Below are 21,716 nucleotides of genomic sequence, written 5' to 3' on the forward strand. Positions count from 1 at the left end.
CAGCTGATCGGGTAGGGTGCGCTGCGCGCACCAAGGCGTCTTGTCAGCCGCGCGGCTTGTCGTTGTTGATGTCTTGTTTGGCGACCCGTGGGCTATCACGGTCCTCCACGGATTGGCGCAGGCGGGCCAGTTGGGCGAGGGTAGCTTCGTCGGCCATGGGCACGCTTTGCGGGTCAACCGTGGAGCCGGGGAAGGCGCGCTGCAGACCGTTGACCACGATCTTCTCGCCTTTGGCCAGGCCACTACGCACGATGCGCAGGCCTTCCAGCTTCGGCCCCAGCTCGATGGCGCGGTACTGCACGGCGTTGTCCTTATCGAGCACCAGGACGAACTTCTTGCCCAGATCCGTGCCGACTGCTTCATCCTTGATCAGCGCAGCGGCGTACTGGTTGCTGCCGACCAGCTTGAGGCGGGCGTAGAGGCCGGGGGTGAATCGCCCGTCACGGTTATCGAACACCGCACGGCCGCGAATGGTGCCGGTCTGCGGGTTGACCTGGTTGTCGAGAAAATCCAGCTCGCCCAGGTGCGGGTGGCCCTCTTCGCTGGACAGGCCCAGGTACACCGGGCTGGCATCGCGGGTCTGGCCGCCGGCCTGGCGCGCCAGTTCGACGTATTTGAGGAACACCCGTTCATCGGCATCGAAATAGGCATAGACCTTGTCGGTACTGACCAGGGTGGTGAGCAGGCTCTGCCCGGCATTGACCAGATTGCCTTCGGTGATTTCCGCCCGGCTGACGCGGCCATCAATCGGCGCGGTAACGCGGGTGAAACTCAGGTTGAGGCGAGCGTTGTCCAGTTCGGCCTGGATGCCGGCGACCGCGGCCTGGGCTTCCTGGGCGGCACTGGCGCGGGCGTCGGCCAGCTCGGCGGAAATCGCGTTGCTCTTGCGCAAACGTTCGCCGCGGCGGGCTTCGCTAAGGGTGCGGGTCTGGCTGGCACGGGCTTGTTGCAGCTGGGCTTCGAGGCGCTTGACCTCGGTCTGGAACGGCCGTGGGTCGATCTGGAACAGCAGGTCACCCTTTTTCACCAGGCTACCTTCATCGAAGGCGACTCGGTCGATGAAGCCGGACACCCGAGGGCGTACATCCACCGACTCCGGCGCCTCCAGGCGCCCAGTAAACTCATCCCATTCGTTGATCGGCTGCTCGATGACTTCGGCGACGCTGACTTGCGCCGCAGGCATCTGCTGGGTGGCTTCCGGAGCCTGGCCGCAGGCGCTGAGAACCACTAGAGCGGCCAGCGCTGCGGGAAAATGCCAGAGGGTTTTCTTCGACTGATCCATGTGAGACTCCGCCATAGTAAGTTTTAGACGGGCGGAGTGTGCGGCGCTGGGCTGGCGGGGACGAATCGAACGACTCGAAGATGAGTATCACTGTTAGTGATGGTTTGCAGGGTTGTATCGATGGTTACGGATGTGAACAAAGCTCCTGTAGATCCTATGTTTATTTGCAATACCTACGACCTTGTAGGGTGGATGACGCTTCACCCATCCACCAACTGCAATGGTGGATGAAAAAGGCGTCATCCATCCTACACAATCCCCGTAGATCCTATGTTCCTGCGCAATCCGGGAGCAGTTGCACAGGCACCAGGCTCCCCGGATTGCGCAGGCGCTTATTCGGGCTACGGCTTGGCAACCATCGATAGATGTGCAGGGCGGTGTCTATGCGGGGTGCTGTTTACAAACTGTCCGGGTCGCCGCAGAACATCTGGATCCGCGAGCGCAGCCAGCGCTCGGCGGGGTCGTTGTCCTGGGCGCCGCGCCAGGCCATGGACATCTCGAAGCTGTTGGTATCGAAGGGCACGTCCTCGGCGCGCAAGCCGCCGGCGGCGGTCAAGGCGGCGGCGGTATAGTCCGGCACCACCGACACCAGGTCGGTGCCGGCCAGCAAGGTTCCCAGGCCGTTGAACTGCGGTACCGCCAGCACCACTTTGCGGCTGCGGCCCATCTCCAACAGTTGGTCGTCGATAAAGCCGTTGAGGTCGCCGGCAAAGGACACCAGTACATGCGGCCTGGCGCAATAGTCATCCAGGCTCAGAGTTCCCGGCACCGAGTCGGCGCGCAGCAGCTTGGCCTTGCTGCGGCGCAGGGTCTTGCGCTTGGCGTTGGCCGGCAGCTCCTCGGTGTAGCTGACGCCCACCGAAATCTCGCCGGAGGCCAGCAAGTTGGGCATCAACAGGTAGTTGGCCCGGCGCACCACCAGCACCACCCCGGGTGCCTCGGCGCGCAGGCGCCGGAGCAGGGCGGGCAGCAGGGCGAACTCGACGTCATCCGAGAGGCCGACGCGAAATACCGCGGTACTGGTCGCCGGATCGAAGTCGGCGGCGCGACTGACTGCGGTGGAGATCGAGTCCAGAGCCGGCGAGAGCAGGGTGAAGATTTCCTCGGCGCGAGCGGTTGGCTCCATGCTGCGGCCGGTGCGAACGAACAGCGGGTCGTCGAACAGGCTGCGCAGGCGGGCGAGGGCGGCGCTGATCGCCGGTTGGCCGAGAAACAGTTTTTCCGCCGCGCGGGTCACACTGCGCTCGTGCATCAATGTTTCGAACACGATCAGCAGGTTGAGATCGAGGCGGCGCAGGTCGTTACGGTTCATCCGGTTACCATTCGAAGTGAAGCGGCCTTGATGCGATCAGGCGTGGCATGCTGCGCTTTCTAGTATTAACGTTGCTAGTAATACGTTGCCAGTGAGAGCCTTTGCCGGGCAATAGTACGAGCTGTAATGCCGATAAGGAAAGCCGGCAATCACTGCCAGGCATGACAACTATCAATGGCCGCGGGTGGTGTTGGCGGACATCAGCGGATAGAGTCCACAGTCATTGAAGTGTCAATTCGTGATCAGAGGTTGAGGTAACGATGTCCCACATGATCCGTTTCCATAAATTCGGCGACGCAGATGTTCTTCGGTACGAAGAGTTGCCCACCCCCACCCCTGGCCCAGGCGAGGTGCTGGTGCGCGTCCAGGCCGTAGGCCTGAGTTGGAGCGATGTACTGTGGCGGCAGAATCTGGCCGCCGAGCAGGCCCACTTGCCGGCCGGCATGGGCAGCGAACTGGCCGGCACCATCGAAGCCCTGGGCGAGGGCGTCGACGACCTCGAGCTCGGTACCCCGGTCGCCAGCTTCCCGGCCGGCACCGCCAATCGCTACCCGACCTGGGGCGATCTGGTGCTGATGCCGCGTTACGCCCTGACCCGTTATCCGCAGGTGTTGTCACCGCTGCAAGCCAGCGTGCACTACACCGCCTTGCTGTTCGCTTATTTTGCCCTGGTCGAGCTGTCCAAGTTGCAGCCCGGCCAACATGTGCTGATCACCGAGGCCAGCCATTGCCTGGCGCCGCAGACCGTGCAACTGGCCAAGGCGCTGGGCGCCAAAGTCATCGCCTCGACCAGCGAAGCGGCTAACCGCGAGTTCCTGCGCGAGTTGGGCGCCGACAAGGTGGTGGTCACCGAAGAGCAGGATCTGGTTCTGGAAATCGAGCGCTATACCGACGGCAAGGGGGTCGAGGTGATCCTCGATCAGTGTGCCGGGCAGCAGATGAAGTTGCTCGGCGATGTCGCCGCGCAACGTGGCAAGCTGATCATGTGTGGCGTCAACGGGGGCAACGACACGGCCTTTCCGGCGTGCGCCGCATTCAAGAAGCACATGCAGTTTTTTCGCCACTGCGTGCTCGACTTCACCGGCCACCCGGAACTGGGCATCGAGCCCAATCAGGAGGCGGTGCAGCGTGCCTTGCAGCACATCAATCAGTTGACCGCGGACCACTTGCTCACGCCGGTCATCGACAAGGTGTTCGCCTTCGATGACTTCATCGCGGCTCATCGCTACATGGAAACCTGCCCGAATCGCGGGCGAGTGGCGCTGGTTCTGCCCTGAGAGGTTATGAAGAAATCGCTTGCCTGCTGCCCCCGCCTGCCCTGGGACCGCGTTGCCTTGACGCGCGGGTCCCGGGGCTGAGCAATCCCCCCGCTGCAACTCCTGCCTTTCCCGTCAGCACCTGTCGGTGCTGAGTCTGTAGCTCACTTTTGAACTGGCCGACAGGGTGCTCTCGCACCCGTGCCAGCACTCCCGTCTGTCTGTCGCGATGCCGTGTGGCAATGTAGTCATTTGGACTTTATAGGGTCATAAGTACCTTTTGTTGCTTGGGTTCTATATACCATCTAATTCTCAACTTGTTGATATGAAAGCATTTAAATGTTGGCACGATTTCTGAATTGCTAATGGTTGAGCGAATCAATCAACCGGAGCGAGCCATGAAATTGTTCAATGTGTTTTTCCTTAGTGCAGCGCTACTCGGCGCTGCCGCGGTACGGGCCGACGAAGTGATCAAGGAAACCCCCGATAACAGCGTAGGCGCGCTGTATGGCGGGCTCAGCGGCGTGCTGATCGGTGGCGCCGCCGGCGGTCCGCTGGGGGCCTTGGTCGGTGCGGGCATCGGCTTGTTTGCCGGGGAGGGGGCTCAGCAGGTCAGCGGTTTGAGCCAGCGCGCCTATGTGGTCAGGACCGCGCAAGGCGAGGAAGCAACCGTGCGCTCGCCGAATGCGCAGTTCCGCGCGGGCGACCAGGTCACCCGTCAGGCGGGTCGTTTGCACGCAAGCCACTGATGAGCAGAGCCGGCGGGACGAGCCATGTCGATGGCGCCCCGCATCGGTCCATTCGACAGGGCAAAGTCAGTGCTTGTTGGACGCTGGACAATGACCTGTCGCAGCAAAGGAGCAATTGTTATGTTTGAAGTCATGGCTGGCAATCTCGAGCAGGGCGCCGAGTGTTTTGCCGCACAGCTTGCTCGCCGCGGGCGACAGGCTGCCATCGCTGGCGCATGCTCGCGCTTGAACAGTCGCTGGTCGCTGCTGGGGCTGCTGTTGCTGGGCCTGGTTGCCGGCGTGCTGGTTGGGTAAGGATCGATGGGCCATTTAAAGGAACTGCATCATGCAAGTACTCGACCGCCGCAAGGCATTGGCGATCACCCCGCTGTGGCGCCTGGGGTTTCGCCCGTTCTTTCTGGGTGGCTGTCTGTTCGCATTGCTGGCCGTGCCGCTGTGGCTGGTGGCATTCAGCGGCTGGCTGGGTGAGTGGCAACCGGCCGGCGGCTGGCTGGCCTGGCACCGACATGAGCTGCTGTTCGGTTTCGCCCTGGCGATCATCGCCGGTTTTCTCTTGTCTGCGGTGCAGACCTGGACCGGCCAGCCGGGGCTGCAGGGCAGTCCGCTGACCCTCTTGGCGCTGCTCTGGCTGGCGGCGCGACTGGCCTGGCTGAGCAACCTGCCGTTGCCCGTACTGGTCGTGCTGGAGTTGGCGTTCCCGCTGGCGGTGGCGGCGGTGATGGCGCGCGCGCTGTGGCAGGCCAGGCAGAAACGCAATTACCCGATTGTCGCCGTCCTGCTGCTGCTGGCGGCTGCGGATGCGCTCGCGATGGTCGGGCTGGCCAGTGCCAGCGAGGTGCTGCAGCGTCAGGGCGTGCTGGCCGGGGTCTGGCTGGTGGCGGCGATGATGGGGCTGATCGGCGGACGGGTGATTCCTTTCTTCACCCAGCGCGGCCTGGGTCGGGTGGAGGGCGTCAAGCCCTGGCCCTGGCTCGACCTGCTGTTGCTGCTGGGCTCGGCCCTGGTCGCCATGCTGTATGCCGCCGGCATCGCCCTGCAGGCCAGCGCCTGGATCGGCCTGCTGTTCGCCCTGCTCGCGGTCGGCCATCTGCTGCGCCTGGCGCGCTGGCATGATCCGGGCATGTGGCGGGTGCCCTTGCTCTGGTCGCTGCACCTGGCCTATGCCTGGCTGGGCCTGGCTTGCCTGGGCATGGCGCTGTGGCATCTCGGCCTGCTGAACAACCTCAGCCAGCCGCTGCATGCCCTGACCGTCGGGTCCATGGGCGGCCTGATCCTGGCCATGCTCGCCCGTGTCAGCCTGGGCCATACCGGTCGCCCGCTGACGCCGCCGGCCGGGATGACCCTGGCCTTTATCCTGCTGCAGTTGGCCAGCCTGTTTCGCGTTGGCTTGATAGAAGTCTGGCCGTTCTGGGGCCTGTGGCTGGCGGCCGCGTGCTGGAGCCTGGCCTTTGTCCTGTTCGCCTGGCGTTACGGGCCTATGCTGTGCAGCGCCCGTGTCGATGGGCATCCGGGATGAATGCGGATCTACCTACTGTTGCCTTGCCTGCCGAGTAGCCGATGACTTATCCGATCCTGCTGATCCTCCATCTGTTCGCCGCGCTGATCTTCATCGGCACGGTTTTCTTCGAAGTGCTGATCCTGGAAAGCGTGCGCAAGCAGGTGCCGGCCGCGGCCATGCGCCTGATCGAGCAGGGCATCGGTCGGCGTGCCCGGCAGTTGATGCCCTGGGTGTTGCTGGCGCTGTTCGGCGCCGGCCTCGGCATGCTCTGGCTACGTTATCTGCCAGCGCTGGGCGCGCCGTTGGCGTCGTCCTTCAATACCCTGCTGACCCTGAAGATCATGCTCGCCACCAGTGTGCTCGGGCATTTTTTCAGCGCCATGTGGCTGTTCAGGAGCAAGCGCATGAATGCGCGTTATCTGCGCATCATTCATGTCAGCCTGTTCGCGCATATGGTCGGCATCGTGCTGCTGGCCAAGGGCATGTTCTATCTGAGCTGGTGATGGTGCACGGTCTGGAGGGCACACGGAGATCGCCGGCATGCCGACGATTCGGCGGCTAAGCGGATAAGCGGCTAAGCGGCTAGGAGCCTGTCGGACTTGACCGTCCGTAGCGAGGGAACGTCCGTGGTCCGACATTTCGGTTCGAGTCAGTTTTGTTGATCTTTCGAGGCGAATAGCTAGCTATTTAACGAGAAAGAGCAGCAAAAATGGCCGAATCCGGCTTTTCCGCAGTAGGACAGCGTTAAGTCCGACAGGCTCCTAGGCCTGGTCGGCGACGAACAGCACGTTGTTTTCCAGGTGGATGTGCTGCATCAGGTCATCGTGCAATTCGTTCAGCCCGCGGTACAGCGCACACCAGGTGTTGCAGGCGTCTTCCGGCGGCGTGAGGCCGTGGGTCAGGGCTTCCATCCGTTCCAGGGCCAGGCCATGGTGGTCGTGCTCGAAGCGCATCACCGAGATCGGCGCACTGGCCTGTCTGGCGTAACCGCTCAGCAGCATGGGAAAGAGGATCTGCTCCTCCTTGAGCATGTGGCTCTCCAGTTCCTGTTGCATGTCGCGCAGCAGGTCGGCCAGGCCGTTCGGGCAATCGCTGCGGCTGCCGTGGACCTGCTCCACCCGGCAGGCCAGGCGGATCAGTTCCGGCAGTTGCTCGCGGTGACGGGCGTGGTAGCGCTTGAGGATATGCTCGATCAAGCGTGCGCTGGGCTCGGTGCGCCAGTCCAGCTGCGTGCCACCCCGGGCCTGCAGGCTGTCCAGTTCGGCGGCGATTTCTTCGGGCTCGATGCCGCGCAGGGCAGCGGCCTCGCGCAGGCTCTTGTGACCGCCACAGCAGAAGTCGAGATTGAAGGCATGAAATACCCGGGTGGCACCGGGTATCTCGCAGGCCAGGCTGCCAAGGGGCTGGTCGAGAAGGGTCATACTCATGGCGATTTCCTTGTGCATCGATCAATGGGGATTACTAGATCGATAGCAGTACCCGTGCCAGGATCGAGCACTTGAAAACACAGGACTTTATCGTTCACATGGTCGATCGAACCCTGATCTGTTAGGGTTCGATCGACCAATTAGGGTGGTAAATACCATGCTGGAAAGCAGTCTGCTCGCCGATCTGATCACCGAACTGCCCAATGCCGTGCGCTTGCAGCGGCTGGTGCATACCCTGCGCGAGCACTTCAATTGTGGCGCGGTGGGGTTGTTGCGTCTGGATGGCGACAGCTTGCGGCCCCTGGCCGCCGTGGGCCTGGTGCATGAAGCGCTCGGCCGGCGTTTCGTGATTGCCCAGCACCCGCGCCTGGCGGCGATCATGGCCGCCCGCGAGCCGACCTGGTTCGAGCCGGACAGCCGCCTGCCGGATCCGTATGACGGCTTGCTCGACGAGCATGTCGGCGAGCCCTTGCCGGTACACGACTGCATGGGCGTGAGCCTGTATGTCGAGGGCCAGCTGTGGGGCGCGCTGACCCTCGACACGCTGCATGCCGGCACCTTCGACAGCAACGCCCGGCGCGATCTGCAGCGCTACGCCCTGATGATCGAGGCGGCGGTGCGGGTGACCCGCCTGGAGCAGGAAAACCGCAGCCTGCGTCTGGCCCGCAGCGATGTGCAGACGGCCGCCCTGGTCACCGAGGAAAGCGAAATCCTCGGCCATAGCCAGGTCATCCACCAGCTGCTGAGCGAGCTGGAGGTGGTGGCCGACTCGGAGTTGCCGGTGCTGTTGCTGGGCGAAACCGGGGTGGGCAAGGAATTGTTCGCCCGCCACCTGCATCGTCTGTCGCGGCGCCGCAACAAGCCGCTGATTCAGGTCAACTGCGCGGCATTGCCCGAGTCGCTGGCCGAAAGCGAACTGTTCGGCCACGTCAAGGGCGCCTTTTCCGGCGCCACCACCGATCGCCCCGGGCGCTTCGATGCGGCCAATGGCGGCACCCTGCTGCTCGACGAGGTGGGCGAACTGCCCCTCAGCGTACAGGCCAAGCTGTTGCGCACCCTGCAGAATGGCGAGATCCAGCGCCTGGGCGCGGACAAGCCGCTGCATGTGGATGTGCGCATCATCGCCGCGACCAACCGCCACCTGCCGGACAGCATTCGCGACGGGCATTTCCGCGCCGACCTCTATCACCGCCTGTCGGTGTATCCGGTGCCGATTCCACCGTTACGCGAGCGCGGCAACGATGTGCTGATGCTGGCCGGACACTTTCTCGAACTCAATCGCGCTCGCCTGGGCTTGCGCAGCATGCGTCTGTCGCCTGCGGCGGAGCGTGCCCTGCTGGCCTATGCGTGGCCGGGCAATGTGCGCGAACTGGAGCATGTGATCAGCCGCGCGGCCCTCAAACTGCTCAGTCGCGGCGCCAGCCGCACGCAGATTCTGACCCTGGAACCCGACCTGCTCGACCTCGACAGCGGGGTTCGTCGGCCCGGCGCCAGCGAGCCGCTGGAGCAGCAGGACACGCCCGTACCTGCCGCCTGTTCGATGCGCGAGGCAGTCGAAGCCTGTCAGCGCCAGAGCATCCTGCAAGCCCTGGAGTTGTGCGCCGATAACTGGGCCAGCGCGGCGCGCCTGCTCGACCTCGACCCGAGCAACCTGCACAAACTGGCCCGGCGTCTGCGCTTGAAGTGATTGATCGCAGCCAAGGCCGCTCCTACGGGTTGGGATGGCCAAAGCCAAGCGGTTCCTCACCAATACGCGGCTTTCCCCGAGGTTGATTCAGCCGAGTAGGGCGGACTCAGGAGCGCAGCGAACAGTCCGCCGCTGGCAGGAAGGCGGTGTACTGCTTCGCGAGCACCCCCTACGCGTCTTTGGCGGGGCAAACCAATGCCTGGCGCGCTATCTGGGCGTCCTCTCCTACGGGAAGCCCGTTGTTCGGTAGTTCGGATGCAAATCGGGGGATCTGGCGCCTGGTCCGGGCTAGGCATTGGGATGACCCGCGCGAACCAGATCGTCACAGACACACGGCTTTTCCCCGCGGTTGACTCAGGTCAATGAGGTTTGCCGGCAATACCCCGACACTGATGCTCGTGGTCATACGGGGGAGAGCCAGATGCGTGAAGCCATCAGTTGGGACAGCAAGCTGCTCGGTCGCTACGCCCATGGCGATGTAAGCCATAGCGGCTATCCCGATACCACAGCCTTTCATCGCGGTATCGGCTCGCTGGATCTGCTGCGCGCCTTGCGTGGCAGCCGGCAGGCCCAGCGCGCGCTATCGCTTGCCGTGCAGTTGCCGATCAACCGCGCCTACGGCCGGTCGCGTGCGAGTTGTTCGTCAAACACCTTCGCCGCCTACCTGGAGCGCCTGGAGCGGGAGATCGACATGATCGGCTGCCACCTGGGGCCGCTGCAGCGCGTCGAGCAGTTTCACCTGGCCGGCGGCAGCACGCCCAGCGCCGAACAGCTGCACAGGCTGATCGGTCATCTGCGCCAGCGCTGCAATTTTCTCGATTATGACGAGGGCGACTACGGCATCGATATCCAGTTGCCCCATTCGGATTGGGCGACCATGGGCCGGCTGCGCGAGCTGGGCTTCAACCACGTCAGTATCGGCGTGCCCGATATCGCCGCGGTCAGTGGCGCAGCGCTGGCCTGGCAGGACCCGAGGCAAATTCGCTCACTGATCGATGCCGCCCGCACACTCAACTATCGCTCGGTGAATATCGACATCGGCTATGGCCGTGCCTGGCAAACCCGGGCAAGTTTCGCGCGCAAGGTGGCGGCCATCATCGAGCTGCAGCCGAACCGGGTGACGGTCTTCGACTATGCCGATCCGCCACAGCGCTATCGGCCGCTGGGGCGGTTTGCCGCAGGTGGCCTGTCCGACCGGGAGGATAAGCTGGCCATGCAGCGGCAATGCGTCGAGCAGCTCGGCCTGGCGGGCTATCGCTATGTCGGCATGGGCTTGTTCGCCCTGGCGGATGACGACCTGGTCATCGCCCAGGAAACCGCCAGTTTGCAGCTCAACTGCCAGGGCTTTAGCCAGCACGCGGGCTGCGACCATATCGGCCTGGGCGTCGCCGCCATCAGCCAGATCGACGGCCTGTACGTGCAGAACAGCCGCGATCTTCAGGGCTATCAGGCCCAGCTCGACAGGGGTCAGTTGGCGAGTTGGCGCGGCTTTCGCTGCGGGCCTGACGACCGCCTGCGGGCCGAGGTGATCGAGCGCCTGATCTGTGACTTCGGCCTGGATATTCGGCGCATCGAGGCGCGTTTCGGCCTGCTGTTTCGCGAGTATTTCGCCGATGCCTGGCCGGCCCTGGAGCAGATGCAGCGCGACGGTCTGCTCAGGCTCGACGAGGCCTCCATCGCCATTCTTCCGGCCGGGCGTTTGCTGGTGCACGCGGTGTGCCGGTTGTTCGATCGCTACAGCGGGGCCCCGCGTATGCAATCCGTTTCCCGGGCGGTTTAGCCGCGTGCAAGGCGGCTGCGACCCTGGGTCGCAGTCGCTGCAAAATCCGCGCAAAGCCCCTGGCCATAAGGGCTTGAGGCTTGCCAAGGGCGTTCTGCTCCCCAGGGCATACCTCCAACGAGGAATGGGCTGTACCAAAGTAGCGGTGCAGTCTGCGGCCAGACATTCTATGGAGGCTTCCAGCATGGCTCATCTGTCCCGCGCCGATTTCCAGGCATTACGCATCGCCGTCCTGACCGTCAGCGACACCCGCAGTCTGGCTACCGATACCTCGGGGCAGACCCTGATCGAGGGGCTGGAGGCGGCCGGTCATGCGCTGGTCGAGCGGGCCCTGGTGATCGACGATATCTGGCAGATCCGCGCGCGGGTTTGTGCCTGGATCGCCGACCCGCTGGTGCAGGTGATACTGATCACCGGCGGCACCGGTTTCACCGCACGGGACAATACCCCGCAAGCCGTGGGGCCCTTGCTGGACAAGCTGGTCGATGGCTTCGGCGAACTGTTCCGCCAGGTTTCGCTGGCGGAGATCGGTACCTCCAGCCTGCAGTCGCGCGCCCTGGCCGGGATCAGCAATGGCGCGCTGGTCTGCTGCCTGCCCGGTTCGCCCAACGCCTGCCGCACGGCCTGGGAGAAGATCCTGCGCGAGCAACTGGACAGTCGCACCGGGCCGTGCAACTTCGTCGCCCACCTCAAGCGCCTGGCCGATCAGCCGCAGGCCGAGCGCTGCGGAGCCCGCTCATGAGCGCCTGCGGCTGCGACGGCAACAACCTGCGCCCGGTTGACCAGGCCATCGCCGAACTGCTGGCGCGCGCCCCGGCGCCGCCGCCAGTGGAGCGGGTGGCCCTGCGTCAGGCGCTCGGTCGGGTGTTGGCCGAGCCGCTGCATGCTCCGTTCGAGGTGCCGGCCTGGGACAACAGTGCGATGGACGGTTATGCCCTGCGCGCCGCCGATCTGCCGGCCGCCGGTGGCTGCCTGCCACTGGCCGGGCGGATCGCGGCCGGCGATGCGGCGGCGCAGGTGTTGCCCGCCGGCCATGCGGTGCGCATTTTCACCGGCGCGCCCTTGCCGCCGGGCGCCGACAGCGTGGTGATGCAGGAGCAATGCCGGCTCGAGGAGGGGCGGGTGTGGCTGCCGCCGGTACAGGGCGGCGAGCACGTGCGCCAGTGTGGCGAGGAACTGGCGGCCGGCACTCAGGTGCTGAGCGCCGGGCAGCGCCTGCGCCCCCAGGAGCTGGGCTTGCTGGCCAGCTTCGGCATCGACCGGGTGGCGGTCTATCGGCGCCTGCGGGTCGGCCTGCTGAGCAGCGGTAACGAGTTGCGCGAGCCGGGTGAGGCGCTGCAACCCGGACAGATCTACAACGCCAACCGCTACAGCCTGGCCGGCGTACTGAGCAGCCTCGGCCTGGAAGTCCACGATTACGAGATCATGGCCGACGAACTGGCGGCCAGCCGCGATGCCCTGAGCCTGGCGGCTTCGGAGTGGGACATGCTGATCACCTCCGGCGGGGTGTCGGTCGGCGAGGAGGATCACCTGAAGCAGGCGATCCGCGAACTGGGCGAGTTGCACCTGTGGCGCCTGGCGATCCAGCCGGGCAAGCCGCTGGCCTTCGGCGAAGTGGGCGGCAAACCCTGGATCGGTTTGCCGGGCAATCCGGCGGCGGCCTTGATCACTGCGCTGGTGGTGGCGCGGCCCTTTCTGCTGCGTGCCCAGGGCTGCCAGGACGTAGTGCCGCAGGCCCTGCGCCTGCCGGCCGGTTTCGCCTGGTGCAAGGCCAATGGCCGCCGCCAGTATCTGCGGGCCCGGCTGGAAGCGCGGGACGGTCAGCTGCGCGTGTGCCTGCACCCGCAGCAGGGCTCGGCCATGCTCACCTCGGCCTGCTGGGCCGACGGCCTGGCGTTGGTCGAAGTGGGACAGACCCTGGAAGAGGGCGATCTGCTCGACTACCTGCCGTTCAGTGCGCTGCTGCATTAAGTGGCGTAGGGAGGGCGAGCGCTCTTATCAAACAACCCGTATGTCATTGATTTTATGGGTTATGACATTTCCTGTAGGAGCGGCCCATGGCCGCGATGGGTTTCGCGGGCATGGCCCGCTCCTACAGGTGCCCACAAGCCGACAGACGCGATTGCCTCCAGTTTGCCGCACGGGGCAGCCGTTCCAACACGTCAGGCGATATGGCGAAGGTTCGGCACGACCCAGTAACCGTGGGCCTGGCGAGTCGAGGCTTGTTGACCGCGGTCAAGGCCTCGTCCGGAGCCAACCCCTACAGTGCCCGGCAGTATCCCGTCCGCAAGGAGTTTCCATGCAACTGGTTTGTCCCGCAGGCAGCTTGCCTGCCCTCAAGGCCGCGGTTCGGCAGGGCGCCGACGCCGTCTATGTCGGTTTTCGCGATGACACCAATGCCCGCCATTTCTCGGGCTTGAACCTCGACGACAAGCAATTGGAAAGCGGCCTGCAGCTAATCCGTGAGCAGGGCCGGCAGCTTTATATCGCGGTCAATACCTATGCCCAGCCGGATGGCTGGGCACGCTGGCAACGTGCGGTCGACCAGGCCGCGGCGCTCGGGGTGGATGCCCTGATCGCCGCCGATCCGGGGGTTCTGGCCTATGCCAGCCGCCGCCATCCCAACCTCAACCTGCACCTGTCGGTACAGGGCTCGGCGACCAATGCCGCCGCGCTGGCGCTCTATCAGCAGCGCTACGGCATCCGCCGCGCGGTGCTACCGCGGGTGCTGTCGCTGGCCCAGGTGCGCCAGGTGGCGGAGAAGAGTCCGGTGCCGATCGAGGTGTTCGCCTTCGGCAGCCTGTGCATCATGGCCGAGGGGCGCTGCCATCTGTCCTCCTATCTCACCGGAGAATCGCCCAACCTGTGCGGCGTCTGTTCGCCGGCGAAGGCGGTGCGCTGGCAGGAAGATGCCGAGGGGCTCAGCTCGCGGCTCAATGGCGTGCTGATCGACCGCTATGGCAAGGATGAGCCGGCCGGTTACCCGACCCTGTGCAAGGGTCGCTTCCTGGTTGGCGGTCAGCGCTTCCATGCCCTGGAGGAACCGACCAGCCTGAACACCCTCGACCTGATCCCGCAGCTCGCCGCCATCGGCGTGAGCGCAGTGAAGATCGAGGGACGCCAGCGCAGCCCGGCCTATGTCGAGCAGGTCACCCGGGTCTGGCGCTCGGCGCTGGATGCCTATGCCCGCGCGCCACAGAATTTCACGGTGCAGCCGCAGTGGCGCAGCGCACTGGACAGCTTGTCCGAGGGCAGCCAGACCACGCTGGGCGCCTACCATCGTTCCTGGCAATGAGGAGACCATCATGAAGCTCAGTCTGGGCCCCGTCCTGTTCTACTGGAGCCGCGAGAAACTGCTGGATTTCTATGCCGAAATGGCCGAGCAGCCACTCGATGTCATCTACCTCGGCGAGACGGTGTGCTCCAAGCGTCGCGCCCTCGGTCTGGATGACTGGCTCGGCCTGGCCCGCGAGCTGGGTGAATGCAGCCGTGCCGAGCTGGTGCTTTCTGGCCTGGCGCTGGTCGAGGCGGCTTCCGAGCTGTCGAGCCTGAAACGCCTGTGCGACAACGGCGAACTGCTGGTGGAAGCCAACGACATGGGCGCGGTGCAGTTGCTGCGCGAGCGCAAGCTGCCCTTCGTCGGTGGTCCCGCCCTCAACCTGTACAACGGCCACGCCCTGGCCGAGCTGATCGACTGCGGCCTGCAGCGCTGGGTACCGCCGGTCGAATGCTCCGGCGCGCTGATCCGCAACACCCTGGAGCAACTCGACGGCCTCGGCCTGGCGCGCCCCGAGGTGGAGCTGTTCGCCTACGGGCATCTGCCACTGGCCTACTCGGCACGCTGCTTTACCGCCCGCGCGGAAAACCGGCCCAAGGACGACTGCCAGATCTGCTGCGAGAGTTTCCCGGAAGGGATCGTGCTGCACAGCCAGGAGGGCGAGGCCTTGTTCACCCTCAACGGCATCCAGACCATGTCGGCCAAGGTCAACAACCTGCTCGCCGACTATGCACAACTGGCCGCGGCTGGCGCCGACCTGCTGCGTTTGAGCCCGCGCGCCGAAGGTATGGCCGGGGTTATTGCGGCCTTCGATACGGTGCGTTGCGGCGCGCTGCCGCCCCTGGCGGTGGAAGGCTGCAACGGCTATTGGCACGGTCGCCCCGGCATGCTGCGCGCCGACGAGGTGCTGTTATGAAGACCTTTGCCCGCCTGGCCATGCGTGTCGGCCCGCCATTCTTGCCGCTGGGCCGCCATGTGCCATTCCCACTGCAGCGCCTGGTGCTGGAAAAGGTCATTGCCCGGCTGTTTGCCGAACCCCTGGCGGCGGGTGAATTCGACCTGCTGCAGGGCCGCTGGCTGCGTCTGGAAATCAGCGATTTGCAGCTGGCCTGGTGCCTGACCCGCGATAAGAGCGGCCTGCGCATCGCGGCCGAAGCGCCGGTGGATGTCTGCATCCGCGGCAACTGGCGCGAGTTCCTGTTGTTGGCCAGCCGTCAGGAGGACCCGGATACCCTGTTTTTCCGCCGCCGCCTGATGATCGAGGGCGATACCGACCTCGGTCTGGGCATCAAGAACCTGCTCGACAGCCTCGACCCCGACGGCTTGCCGCCGCGCCTGTGGCAGTTGATCTGCGCGCTGGGCGAGGCGGTTGAAATTCCAGTGAAGCAGGCCAAGGCCGAGGTGGTTGCGTAAGCGAGCTGCAGAGCAACTACGCCAAATGATGTGGCGCGGTTCTGACGATGATCAATCAAATTGCATGATGCAAAAGGACTCGATATGTCTGACACCTTGGCGCACGGAATTCAGTGGCTATTGCGCGGTTTTGGCCTGCGCACCCTCAACACCCAGTTCTTCTTCTCCTACAGCCTGATTTTCCTCTGTGCAGCACTCACCGCCGGGGTGCTGTTCAGCTCCGACCAGGATGCCCGGCAACTGGACATGGCCGGTGCGCAACGCATGCTCAGCCAGAAAATGGCCAAGGAAAGCCTGCTGGTCGCGCAAGGGGCGTTGCCGCTGGCGAGCCTGGAGGCGACCCTGCAACGCTTTGAGCGCGCTCATCGCCTGCTGGTGCAAGGCGATCCGGGACAGGGCGTCGCCGCGGTGGAGCTGCCGGCCGCCCAAGAGCGTCTGCGCCAGGTCGATCAGGCCTGGAACCGTTACCGCACCTTGGTGCTGGCTGTTGCCCGGGGCGACAGCGCCGCGCTGACAATGCTGGGCCGCGACTCGGAAGCCCTGCTCGCCGCGAGCAACGACGTGGTGCTGTTGATGTCGGCCGCGGCCAACCGCAGCGCCACTGTGCAGCTGTGGGTGGCGCTGGGTTCGACCCTGGCCATCCTGTTGCTGGTGATACTCGGTCGGGTGGCCGGGATGAGCTGGCTGATGCGCCAGCTCGATGAGCTGCGCGGCAGGCTCGAGGGGGTCAGCCAGGGCGATTTTTCCCAGCAATTGGCGGTGGCTTATACCGACAATGAATTGGGGCAGATCGGCAGCGCCTACAACCGACTGCTGCAGCAGGTCGGCGAGATGATCCGCGCGGTGCGCCTGGCCGCCGATCAGGCCGATGGTCACTGCAGTCACATGGCTGCAGTTGCCGGCGAGAGTGCACGCAGCGTGGTCGGCCAGCAAGCCGAGATTGACCAGGTGGCCACCGCCATGCAGGAAATGCTTGCCACCGCCCAGGAGGTTGCGCGCAGCACCGTGGCGGCGGCGACGGCGGCCGATACGGCCGACGACGAGACTGGCAATGGTCGTGAAGTCATGCGCAGTTCGGTCACCGCCATTCGCGAACTGTCCGGGCATGTCGATGGATTATCCGAATTGATGTTGCAGCTGGCCGCCGACAGTCAGGAAATCGGTCGGGTGCTGGAGGTGATCAGCGCGATTGCCGACCAGACCAACCTGCTCGCGCTGAATGCCGCCATCGAAGCCGCCAGGGCAGGGGAACAGGGCCGCGGCTTTGCCGTGGTCGCCGACGAGGTGCGCAGCCTGGCCGCGCGAACCCAGAGTTCTGCCGGCGAGATCAGCGGCCTGATCGGACGCCTGCAGCAGCAGACCGGGCGCGCCGGCCGGGCCATGGACGAATCGCGGCGGGGCAGCGATGCCACCTTGCTGCAGATCGAAGCCGCCCAGGGCGCGCTGGAAAACATCGTCGGTGCGGTGCAGACCATTCGCGGCATGACCAACCAGATCGCCACGGCGGCCGAGGAGCAGTGCCAGGTGGCCGACGACATGCACCGTTCGCTGACCCATATCGCTGGAGTCGCCGATCAGGCAGCTGTGTCTACCCGCGATACCGCGTCTACCAGCCAGGCCATCACCCGCAGCATGGATGGGCTGCAGGTGTTGACCGGGCGTTTCCGTTTGCAGGGTTGATCGGGCGAACGATGGGCAGAGCACGTCTGCCCATCACACCTGGGCAGTGATGTCGAAGCGGCGGCAGAACATCCCGCGGCCTATTTCACTCGTAGTAGCTGGCCAGTCTGGGCGTATTGATGATGCGGATATTGCGCCGCTCCATGGCGATCAGCCCGGCATCGATCAGCCGATGGAGGATGCGCGAGAAGGTTTCCGGCTGGATCCCCAGCTGCGAGGCAATCAGGCGTTTCGGCACGCTGAGTTTGATCTGGCCATTGCCGGCCGCCTGTTCCTGACAGAGGAAGCGCACTACCCGGCGGCTGGCATTGGCCACGGCCAGGGTGTCGATTTCAGCCAGTCGCTGGTCCAGGCGGGTACTGAAACTGGCCAGCAGTTTCAGGCAGATACTCGGCTGTACTTCGAGCAGGTGCCGATAGTGGGCACCATCGATGCTCACCAGGCTGCTGGGTTTCAGTGCGCTGGCGGTTACCGGGTAGTGGCGGGAGTCGCAGAACAGCAGGGAATCGGCAAAAATCTGCCCTGGCTGGATGACCTCGACCAGTTTTTCGTTACCTTCCGGCAGCACGCGGGTCAGGATGATCTGTCCTTCGAGCAGCAGGTAGAAACGCTCCGCCAGATCGCCCTGGTGGAAGAGGATGTCGAGGCTGTGCAAGCGTCGATGAATCGCCAGGTTGCCGACTTCCTGAAAAGCGCTGTCGGGCAGCCTGTCGAACAACTGGTGCTCGCGCAGAATGGCAAGGGTCGTAGAGTCGCTCAGCATGGTTCACCTCAGTAGGCACCATCTTAGGTGTGCCAGCCGGGCGGGAACATTCCTCCTAGGCACTACCTCTTTGGAGGCATTGCGATGAAGAGGAGGCAGGTCGATGGATTCTTGACCGCCGACAATTCTGCCCCGGGTGGAGCATGCCTATCCTTCGCCATGCCCTTGCCGTCGCCGGGGAGATCGGGAGCTTCGATGGACGTAGAACAACTGTTGGCCAATAACCGCTTCTGGGCGGAGTCGCTCAAGGCCAGGGATCCGGAGTTCTTTGCCCGTCTGGCGCGGCAGCAACGGCCGGAGTTTCTTTGGATCGGTTGCTCGGACAGCCGGGTGCCGGCCAATGAGGTGGTCGGCCTGATGCCGGGCGAGCTGTTCGTGCACCGCAACGTGGCCAATATGGTGGTGGCCACCGACATGAATTTTCTCTCGGTACTGCAATACGCGGTCGACGTATTGCAGGTCAAACAGGTGATCGTCTGTGGCCACTATGGCTGTGGCGGGGTGCGCGCGGCCCTGGGGCATGAGGCGCTGGGCCTGATCGACAACTGGCTGCGGGCGCTCAAGGCGCTCTATCACCAGAATCTGGAACGTTTTCACGGCTTGCAAGCGGAAGCCCAGGTCAACCTGTTGTGCGAGCTGAACGTGCAGCGCCAGGTGCGCAATGTCTGCCATACCACCATCGTGCAGAACGCCTGGAAACGCGGCCAGCCGCTGGCGGTGCACGGCTGGATCTACGGGCTTACCGACGGTCTGGTCAACGATCTGCAAGTGACGGTCAGCGGCGCGGATCAGCTCGACGACAGCTTTCTCTATGATCAGTGAGTACAGGCGGACGCGGATGCCTGCCGATCCGCGCAGGATCCTAGATACCGTTCGAACCTTGCGAGGGAGTGTGGAGGGCCGGAGCACTATCTACGAAACAGGCTCGGGGCCTGAGGAGGGGTACGTCTTTTTGGCACTCCTCCGATGATCAGTCGGGAATAGTCGCGATACAAGGATGGGTCGGGTCGCGTGGGTTAGCTGCCACGACGATGTCAGGTAGGCTGCATTTTAAACGCGGCGTTACCCCTCAGCGATATTCGCCCTGCCAACGGGTACAGGCATCAATCGCCGGATGGTATCGCTGCGCTCAGCCTGCGCGGGCCGACCCAGGCGGCCCCACCTAGGCGGCCCCACCCATCCTGCGGACGTGTTGCGCCGGCTGCTCCTATGGCCTGTGTTTGTCTGAAGTGGCCACCCTGACCGATACGAGCCTCTATTCGAGGTCCCAGGCGGTGGATGCGAGCCCCGCGTCCGCTCAGCGTCATCTAGATGCCTGGAGCGCAAAGCTGATCGCGGTCAAGTCGCCAAAGCACTTGCTCCCTGTAAAAAGAACGTAACGGCTGCCAGTTCCCATGCAGCTGTAATGCTCCGGCTGGTGCTGCTCAAGCAGCTGCTTGCCGGGTGCTTGACGATCTTTTCAGGAGGCCTGCAGTGCACGTTCTCGACCGGCGTACCGCCCTGAGTATCCCGCCCATCTGGCGTCTTGCCTTTCGCCCGTTCTTCCTTGCCGGCAGCCTGTTCGCGTTGCTGGCCATTGTCCTCTGGGTGCTGGCCTGGAGCGGCAACGGCCCGGACTGGCAGCCCGCCGGTGGTTGGCTCGCCTGGCACCGGCACGAAATGCTGTTCGGCTTCGCAGCCGCAATAGTCGCCGGCTTTCTGCTGACCGCGGTGCAGACCTGGACCGGTCAGCCGGGCCTGAGTGGCACGCGCCTGATGGTGCTCGCCGGGCTCTGGCTGGCGGCGCGCCTGGCCTGGTTGTTCGGCTTGCCGCCCCTGCTGTTGATTCCGCTCGAGCTGAGCTTCCTGCTTGCGGTGGCCGGCCTGATGGCGCGCATGCTCTGGGTGGTACGGCAGAAGCGCAACTACCCGATCGTCGTGGTGTTGAGTCTGTTGGCTGCGGCCAATGGCCTGCTCATGGCCGGCCTGGTGCAGGGCGACGATGAGTTGCAGCGCCGTGGCGTGTTGGCCGGGTTGTGGCTGGTCGCGGCGCTGATGGGCCTGATCGGCGGGCGGGTGATTCCCTTCTTCACCCAGCGCGGCCTGGGTCGCCTCGAGGCGGTCAAGCCCTGGGGGTGGTTGGAGATTGCCCTGCTGCTCGGCACCGGACTGATCGCCGCGCTCTACGCCAGCGGTCTGGCCCTGCAGGCCCAGCCACTGCTGGCCGGGCTGTTCCTGGCGGTGGCGGCGGGGCATCTGTTGCGGCTGGCGCGCTGGTACGACAAGGGCATCTGGGCGGTGCCGCTGCTGTGGTCGCTGCACCTGGCGATGCTCTGGCTGGTCGTCGCCTGCGTCGGCCTGGCGCTGTGGCATGCCGGCCTGCTGGCCACGCCCAGCGCGGCCTTGCATGGCCTGACCATGGGCGCCATGAGCGGGCTGATTCTGGCCATGATCGCCCGGGTCACCCTGGGCCATACCGGCCGGCCGTTGCAATTGCCGGCGGGCATGGCCGCGGCCCTGGTGTTGTTCAATCTGGCTTGCGTGGCACGGGTCTTGGTTTACCCGCAATGGCCGCTGGCAGGGCTGTGGCTGTCGGCCAGCGGCTGGTCGCTGGCGTTGGCCATCTACGCCTGGCGCTATGGGCCGATGCTGGTCAGGCCACGGGTGGATGGCCACCCGGGCTGAACGCTGACGACCGTTTATTCATGCAGTGCTGCCTGCGCCGCGCTGCCCAACCATTGATATCCGCTTGCCTGTGCCTTGCGCATGGGTGGCCTTGCCGCTCGGCACTGCCGAGCATCGGAGAAGCTGATGAAAACCGAGTTTCAGGATCGTCTGGCCGTCGTCACCGGCGCCAGTTCAGGTATCGGCCTGGCGCTATGCGCCGCTTTGCTGCAGCGCGGCGCCAGGGTGCTGGCCATGTCGCGCAGCCTGGGCGGCTTGCAAGATCTGCAGGCAAGCTACCCGGAACGTCTGGTCTGGCATGCCGGCGATGTCACCTCGAGCGCGGATCTGGCCAGCCTCGGTGTGCGCGCAGCGCAACTGGGACAGGTGGATTATCTGGTGCCCAACGCGGGTATCGCCGAACTGGCCGAGAGCCTCGACCTGGCGGCATTCGATCGGCAGTGGGCGGTCAACGGGGCCGGCGCATTGAATACCCTGGCGGCGCTGCGTGACACGCTGGCGGCGCCCAGTTCGGTGGTGTTCATCGGCACTTTCCTCACCCGTTCGACCTTTCCCGGTCTGGCCGCCTATATCGCCAGCAAGGCGGCGCTCAGTGCCCAGGCGCGCACCCTCGCGGTGGAAATGGCGCCAGTCGGTGTGCGCATCAATCTGGTCTCGCCCGGTCCCACGGCAACGGCGATCTGGGGCAGCCTGGGGTTGAGCGACGAGCAGTTGGATGAGGTCGCCGACAGCGTCACCCGGCGCCTGCTGCCGGGTCACTTTCTCGACGCGGCGGCTGTCGCCAGCGTGATCCTGTTCCAGTTGTCGGCCGGCGCGCGCGGCGTCTATGGCCAGGACTGGGTAGTCGACAACGGCTATACCTTGAGCTGAGGACACATTGTGCCTCTCGCGCATGCTGTACCTCTTTAGAGCATTAATTTTGCTGGTT

The 21,716-nt window shown here is 64.7% G+C and carries 20 protein-coding genes; 16 read left to right on the plus strand and 4 right to left on the minus strand.

The window, feature by feature from the left end:
• Nucleotides 1-43 precede the first annotated feature (43 nt).
• Nucleotides 44-1,282 carry a multidrug efflux RND transporter periplasmic adaptor subunit MexE gene (gene mexE / locus R3355_RS08895; protein ID WP_318960895.1) on the minus strand — a complete coding sequence of 413 codons (1,239 nt, stop codon included), beginning with the start codon at nucleotides 1,280-1,282 and terminating at the stop codon, nucleotides 44-46.
• Between the two features lie 397 nt (nucleotides 1,283-1,679).
• On the minus strand, nucleotides 1,680-2,594 hold the full coding sequence (locus tag R3355_RS08900; protein ID WP_318960896.1) for a LysR family transcriptional regulator: 915 nt from the start codon (nucleotides 2,592-2,594) through the stop codon (nucleotides 1,680-1,682).
• Between the two features lie 260 nt (nucleotides 2,595-2,854).
• Between R3355_RS08900 and R3355_RS08905 the strand changes: the two genes are divergently transcribed.
• The 5 genes from R3355_RS08905 to R3355_RS08925 all read left to right on the plus strand — a co-directional run bounded on the left by R3355_RS08905 (nucleotide 2,855) and on the right by R3355_RS08925 (nucleotide 6,600).
• Nucleotides 2,855-3,871 (plus strand): zinc-dependent alcohol dehydrogenase family protein, encoded by a 1,017-nt coding sequence (locus R3355_RS08905; protein ID WP_318947148.1) that lies wholly within the window; start codon nucleotides 2,855-2,857, stop codon nucleotides 3,869-3,871.
• A gap of 377 nt (nucleotides 3,872-4,248) precedes the next feature.
• On the plus strand, nucleotides 4,249-4,599 hold the full coding sequence (locus R3355_RS08910) for a hypothetical protein (protein WP_318960897.1): 351 nt from the start codon (nucleotides 4,249-4,251) through the stop codon (nucleotides 4,597-4,599).
• 120 nt (nucleotides 4,600-4,719) lie between these two features.
• Nucleotides 4,720-4,893, plus strand: coding sequence for a hypothetical protein (locus tag R3355_RS08915; RefSeq protein ID WP_318960898.1), 174 nt, complete (start codon nucleotides 4,720-4,722; stop codon nucleotides 4,891-4,893).
• Between the two features lie 31 nt (nucleotides 4,894-4,924).
• Complete coding sequence (locus R3355_RS08920) at nucleotides 4,925-6,115, plus strand: NnrS family protein (RefSeq protein ID WP_318960899.1); 1,191 nt, start codon at nucleotides 4,925-4,927, stop codon at nucleotides 6,113-6,115.
• Between the two features lie 41 nt (nucleotides 6,116-6,156).
• A complete protein-coding gene (locus R3355_RS08925) occupies nucleotides 6,157-6,600 on the plus strand; it encodes a hypothetical protein (protein ID WP_318960900.1) in 444 nt (147 codons plus the stop codon).
• 258 nt (nucleotides 6,601-6,858) lie between these two features.
• Here the strand turns inward: R3355_RS08925 and ytfE are convergent, their stop codons facing one another.
• Nucleotides 6,859-7,524, minus strand: a complete 666-nt coding sequence (gene ytfE, locus R3355_RS08930) for an iron-sulfur cluster repair protein YtfE (RefSeq protein WP_318960901.1) — start codon at nucleotides 7,522-7,524, stop codon at nucleotides 6,859-6,861.
• A gap of 157 nt (nucleotides 7,525-7,681) precedes the next feature.
• Between ytfE and norR the strand changes: the two genes are divergently transcribed.
• The 8 genes from norR (at nucleotide 7,682) to R3355_RS08970 (ending at nucleotide 17,361) form a co-directional block, all read left to right on the plus strand.
• Entirely contained in the window at nucleotides 7,682-9,211 is a 1,530-nt protein-coding gene (gene norR, locus R3355_RS08935; protein WP_318960902.1) for a nitric oxide reductase transcriptional regulator NorR, read from the plus strand.
• A 421-nt stretch (nucleotides 9,212-9,632) separates the two neighbouring features.
• Nucleotides 9,633-10,991, plus strand: a complete 1,359-nt coding sequence (locus R3355_RS08940; RefSeq protein ID WP_318960903.1) for a coproporphyrinogen III oxidase — start codon at nucleotides 9,633-9,635, stop codon at nucleotides 10,989-10,991.
• 184 nt (nucleotides 10,992-11,175) lie between these two features.
• Entirely contained in the window at nucleotides 11,176-11,733 is a 558-nt protein-coding gene (moaB, locus tag R3355_RS08945; RefSeq protein WP_318960904.1) for a molybdenum cofactor biosynthesis protein B, read from the plus strand.
• Nucleotides 11,730-12,962, plus strand: coding sequence for a gephyrin-like molybdotransferase Glp (gene glp, locus R3355_RS08950; RefSeq protein ID WP_318960905.1), 1,233 nt, complete (start codon nucleotides 11,730-11,732; stop codon nucleotides 12,960-12,962). Before moaB ends, glp begins: the two co-directional genes overlap by 4 nt.
• A gap of 328 nt (nucleotides 12,963-13,290) precedes the next feature.
• Complete coding sequence (gene ubiU / locus R3355_RS08955) at nucleotides 13,291-14,286, plus strand: ubiquinone anaerobic biosynthesis protein UbiU (RefSeq protein ID WP_318960906.1); 996 nt, start codon at nucleotides 13,291-13,293, stop codon at nucleotides 14,284-14,286.
• 10 nt (nucleotides 14,287-14,296) lie between these two features.
• Nucleotides 14,297-15,184 (plus strand): U32 family peptidase, encoded by an 888-nt coding sequence (locus R3355_RS08960; protein ID WP_318960907.1) that lies wholly within the window; start codon nucleotides 14,297-14,299, stop codon nucleotides 15,182-15,184.
• Nucleotides 15,181-15,681: a ubiquinone anaerobic biosynthesis accessory factor UbiT gene (gene ubiT / locus R3355_RS08965; protein WP_413243493.1), complete on the plus strand. Its 501-nt coding sequence runs from the start codon at nucleotides 15,181-15,183 to the stop codon at nucleotides 15,679-15,681. Before R3355_RS08960 ends, ubiT begins: the two co-directional genes overlap by 4 nt.
• A gap of 84 nt (nucleotides 15,682-15,765) precedes the next feature.
• The gene (locus R3355_RS08970) at nucleotides 15,766-17,361 is read left to right on the plus strand and encodes a methyl-accepting chemotaxis protein (RefSeq protein WP_318960908.1); all 1,596 of its coding nucleotides are present in this window, start codon (nucleotides 15,766-15,768) and stop codon (nucleotides 17,359-17,361) included.
• Nucleotides 17,362-17,446: 85 nt separating this feature from the next.
• Here R3355_RS08970 and R3355_RS08975 read toward each other — a convergent pair whose 3' ends face one another.
• Complete coding sequence (locus R3355_RS08975; RefSeq protein WP_318947161.1) at nucleotides 17,447-18,124, minus strand: Crp/Fnr family transcriptional regulator; 678 nt, start codon at nucleotides 18,122-18,124, stop codon at nucleotides 17,447-17,449.
• A 195-nt stretch (nucleotides 18,125-18,319) separates the two neighbouring features.
• Here R3355_RS08975 and can point away from each other — a divergent pair, with 195 nt between their 5' ends.
• The 3 genes from can to R3355_RS08990 all read left to right on the plus strand — a co-directional run bounded on the left by can (nucleotide 18,320) and on the right by R3355_RS08990 (nucleotide 21,658).
• On the plus strand, nucleotides 18,320-18,946 hold the full coding sequence (gene can / locus R3355_RS08980; RefSeq protein ID WP_318947162.1) for a carbonate dehydratase: 627 nt from the start codon (nucleotides 18,320-18,322) through the stop codon (nucleotides 18,944-18,946).
• 651 nt (nucleotides 18,947-19,597) lie between these two features.
• Nucleotides 19,598-20,788 (plus strand): NnrS family protein, encoded by a 1,191-nt coding sequence (locus R3355_RS08985; protein WP_318960909.1) that lies wholly within the window; start codon nucleotides 19,598-19,600, stop codon nucleotides 20,786-20,788.
• A 126-nt stretch (nucleotides 20,789-20,914) separates the two neighbouring features.
• On the plus strand, nucleotides 20,915-21,658 hold the full coding sequence (locus R3355_RS08990; RefSeq protein ID WP_318960910.1) for an SDR family oxidoreductase: 744 nt from the start codon (nucleotides 20,915-20,917) through the stop codon (nucleotides 21,656-21,658).
• Nucleotides 21,659-21,716 lie beyond the last annotated feature (58 nt).

Source organism: Pseudomonas sp., from assembly GCF_033723075.1.
Taxonomy (GTDB): Bacteria; Pseudomonadota; Gammaproteobacteria; order Pseudomonadales; family Pseudomonadaceae; genus Aquipseudomonas.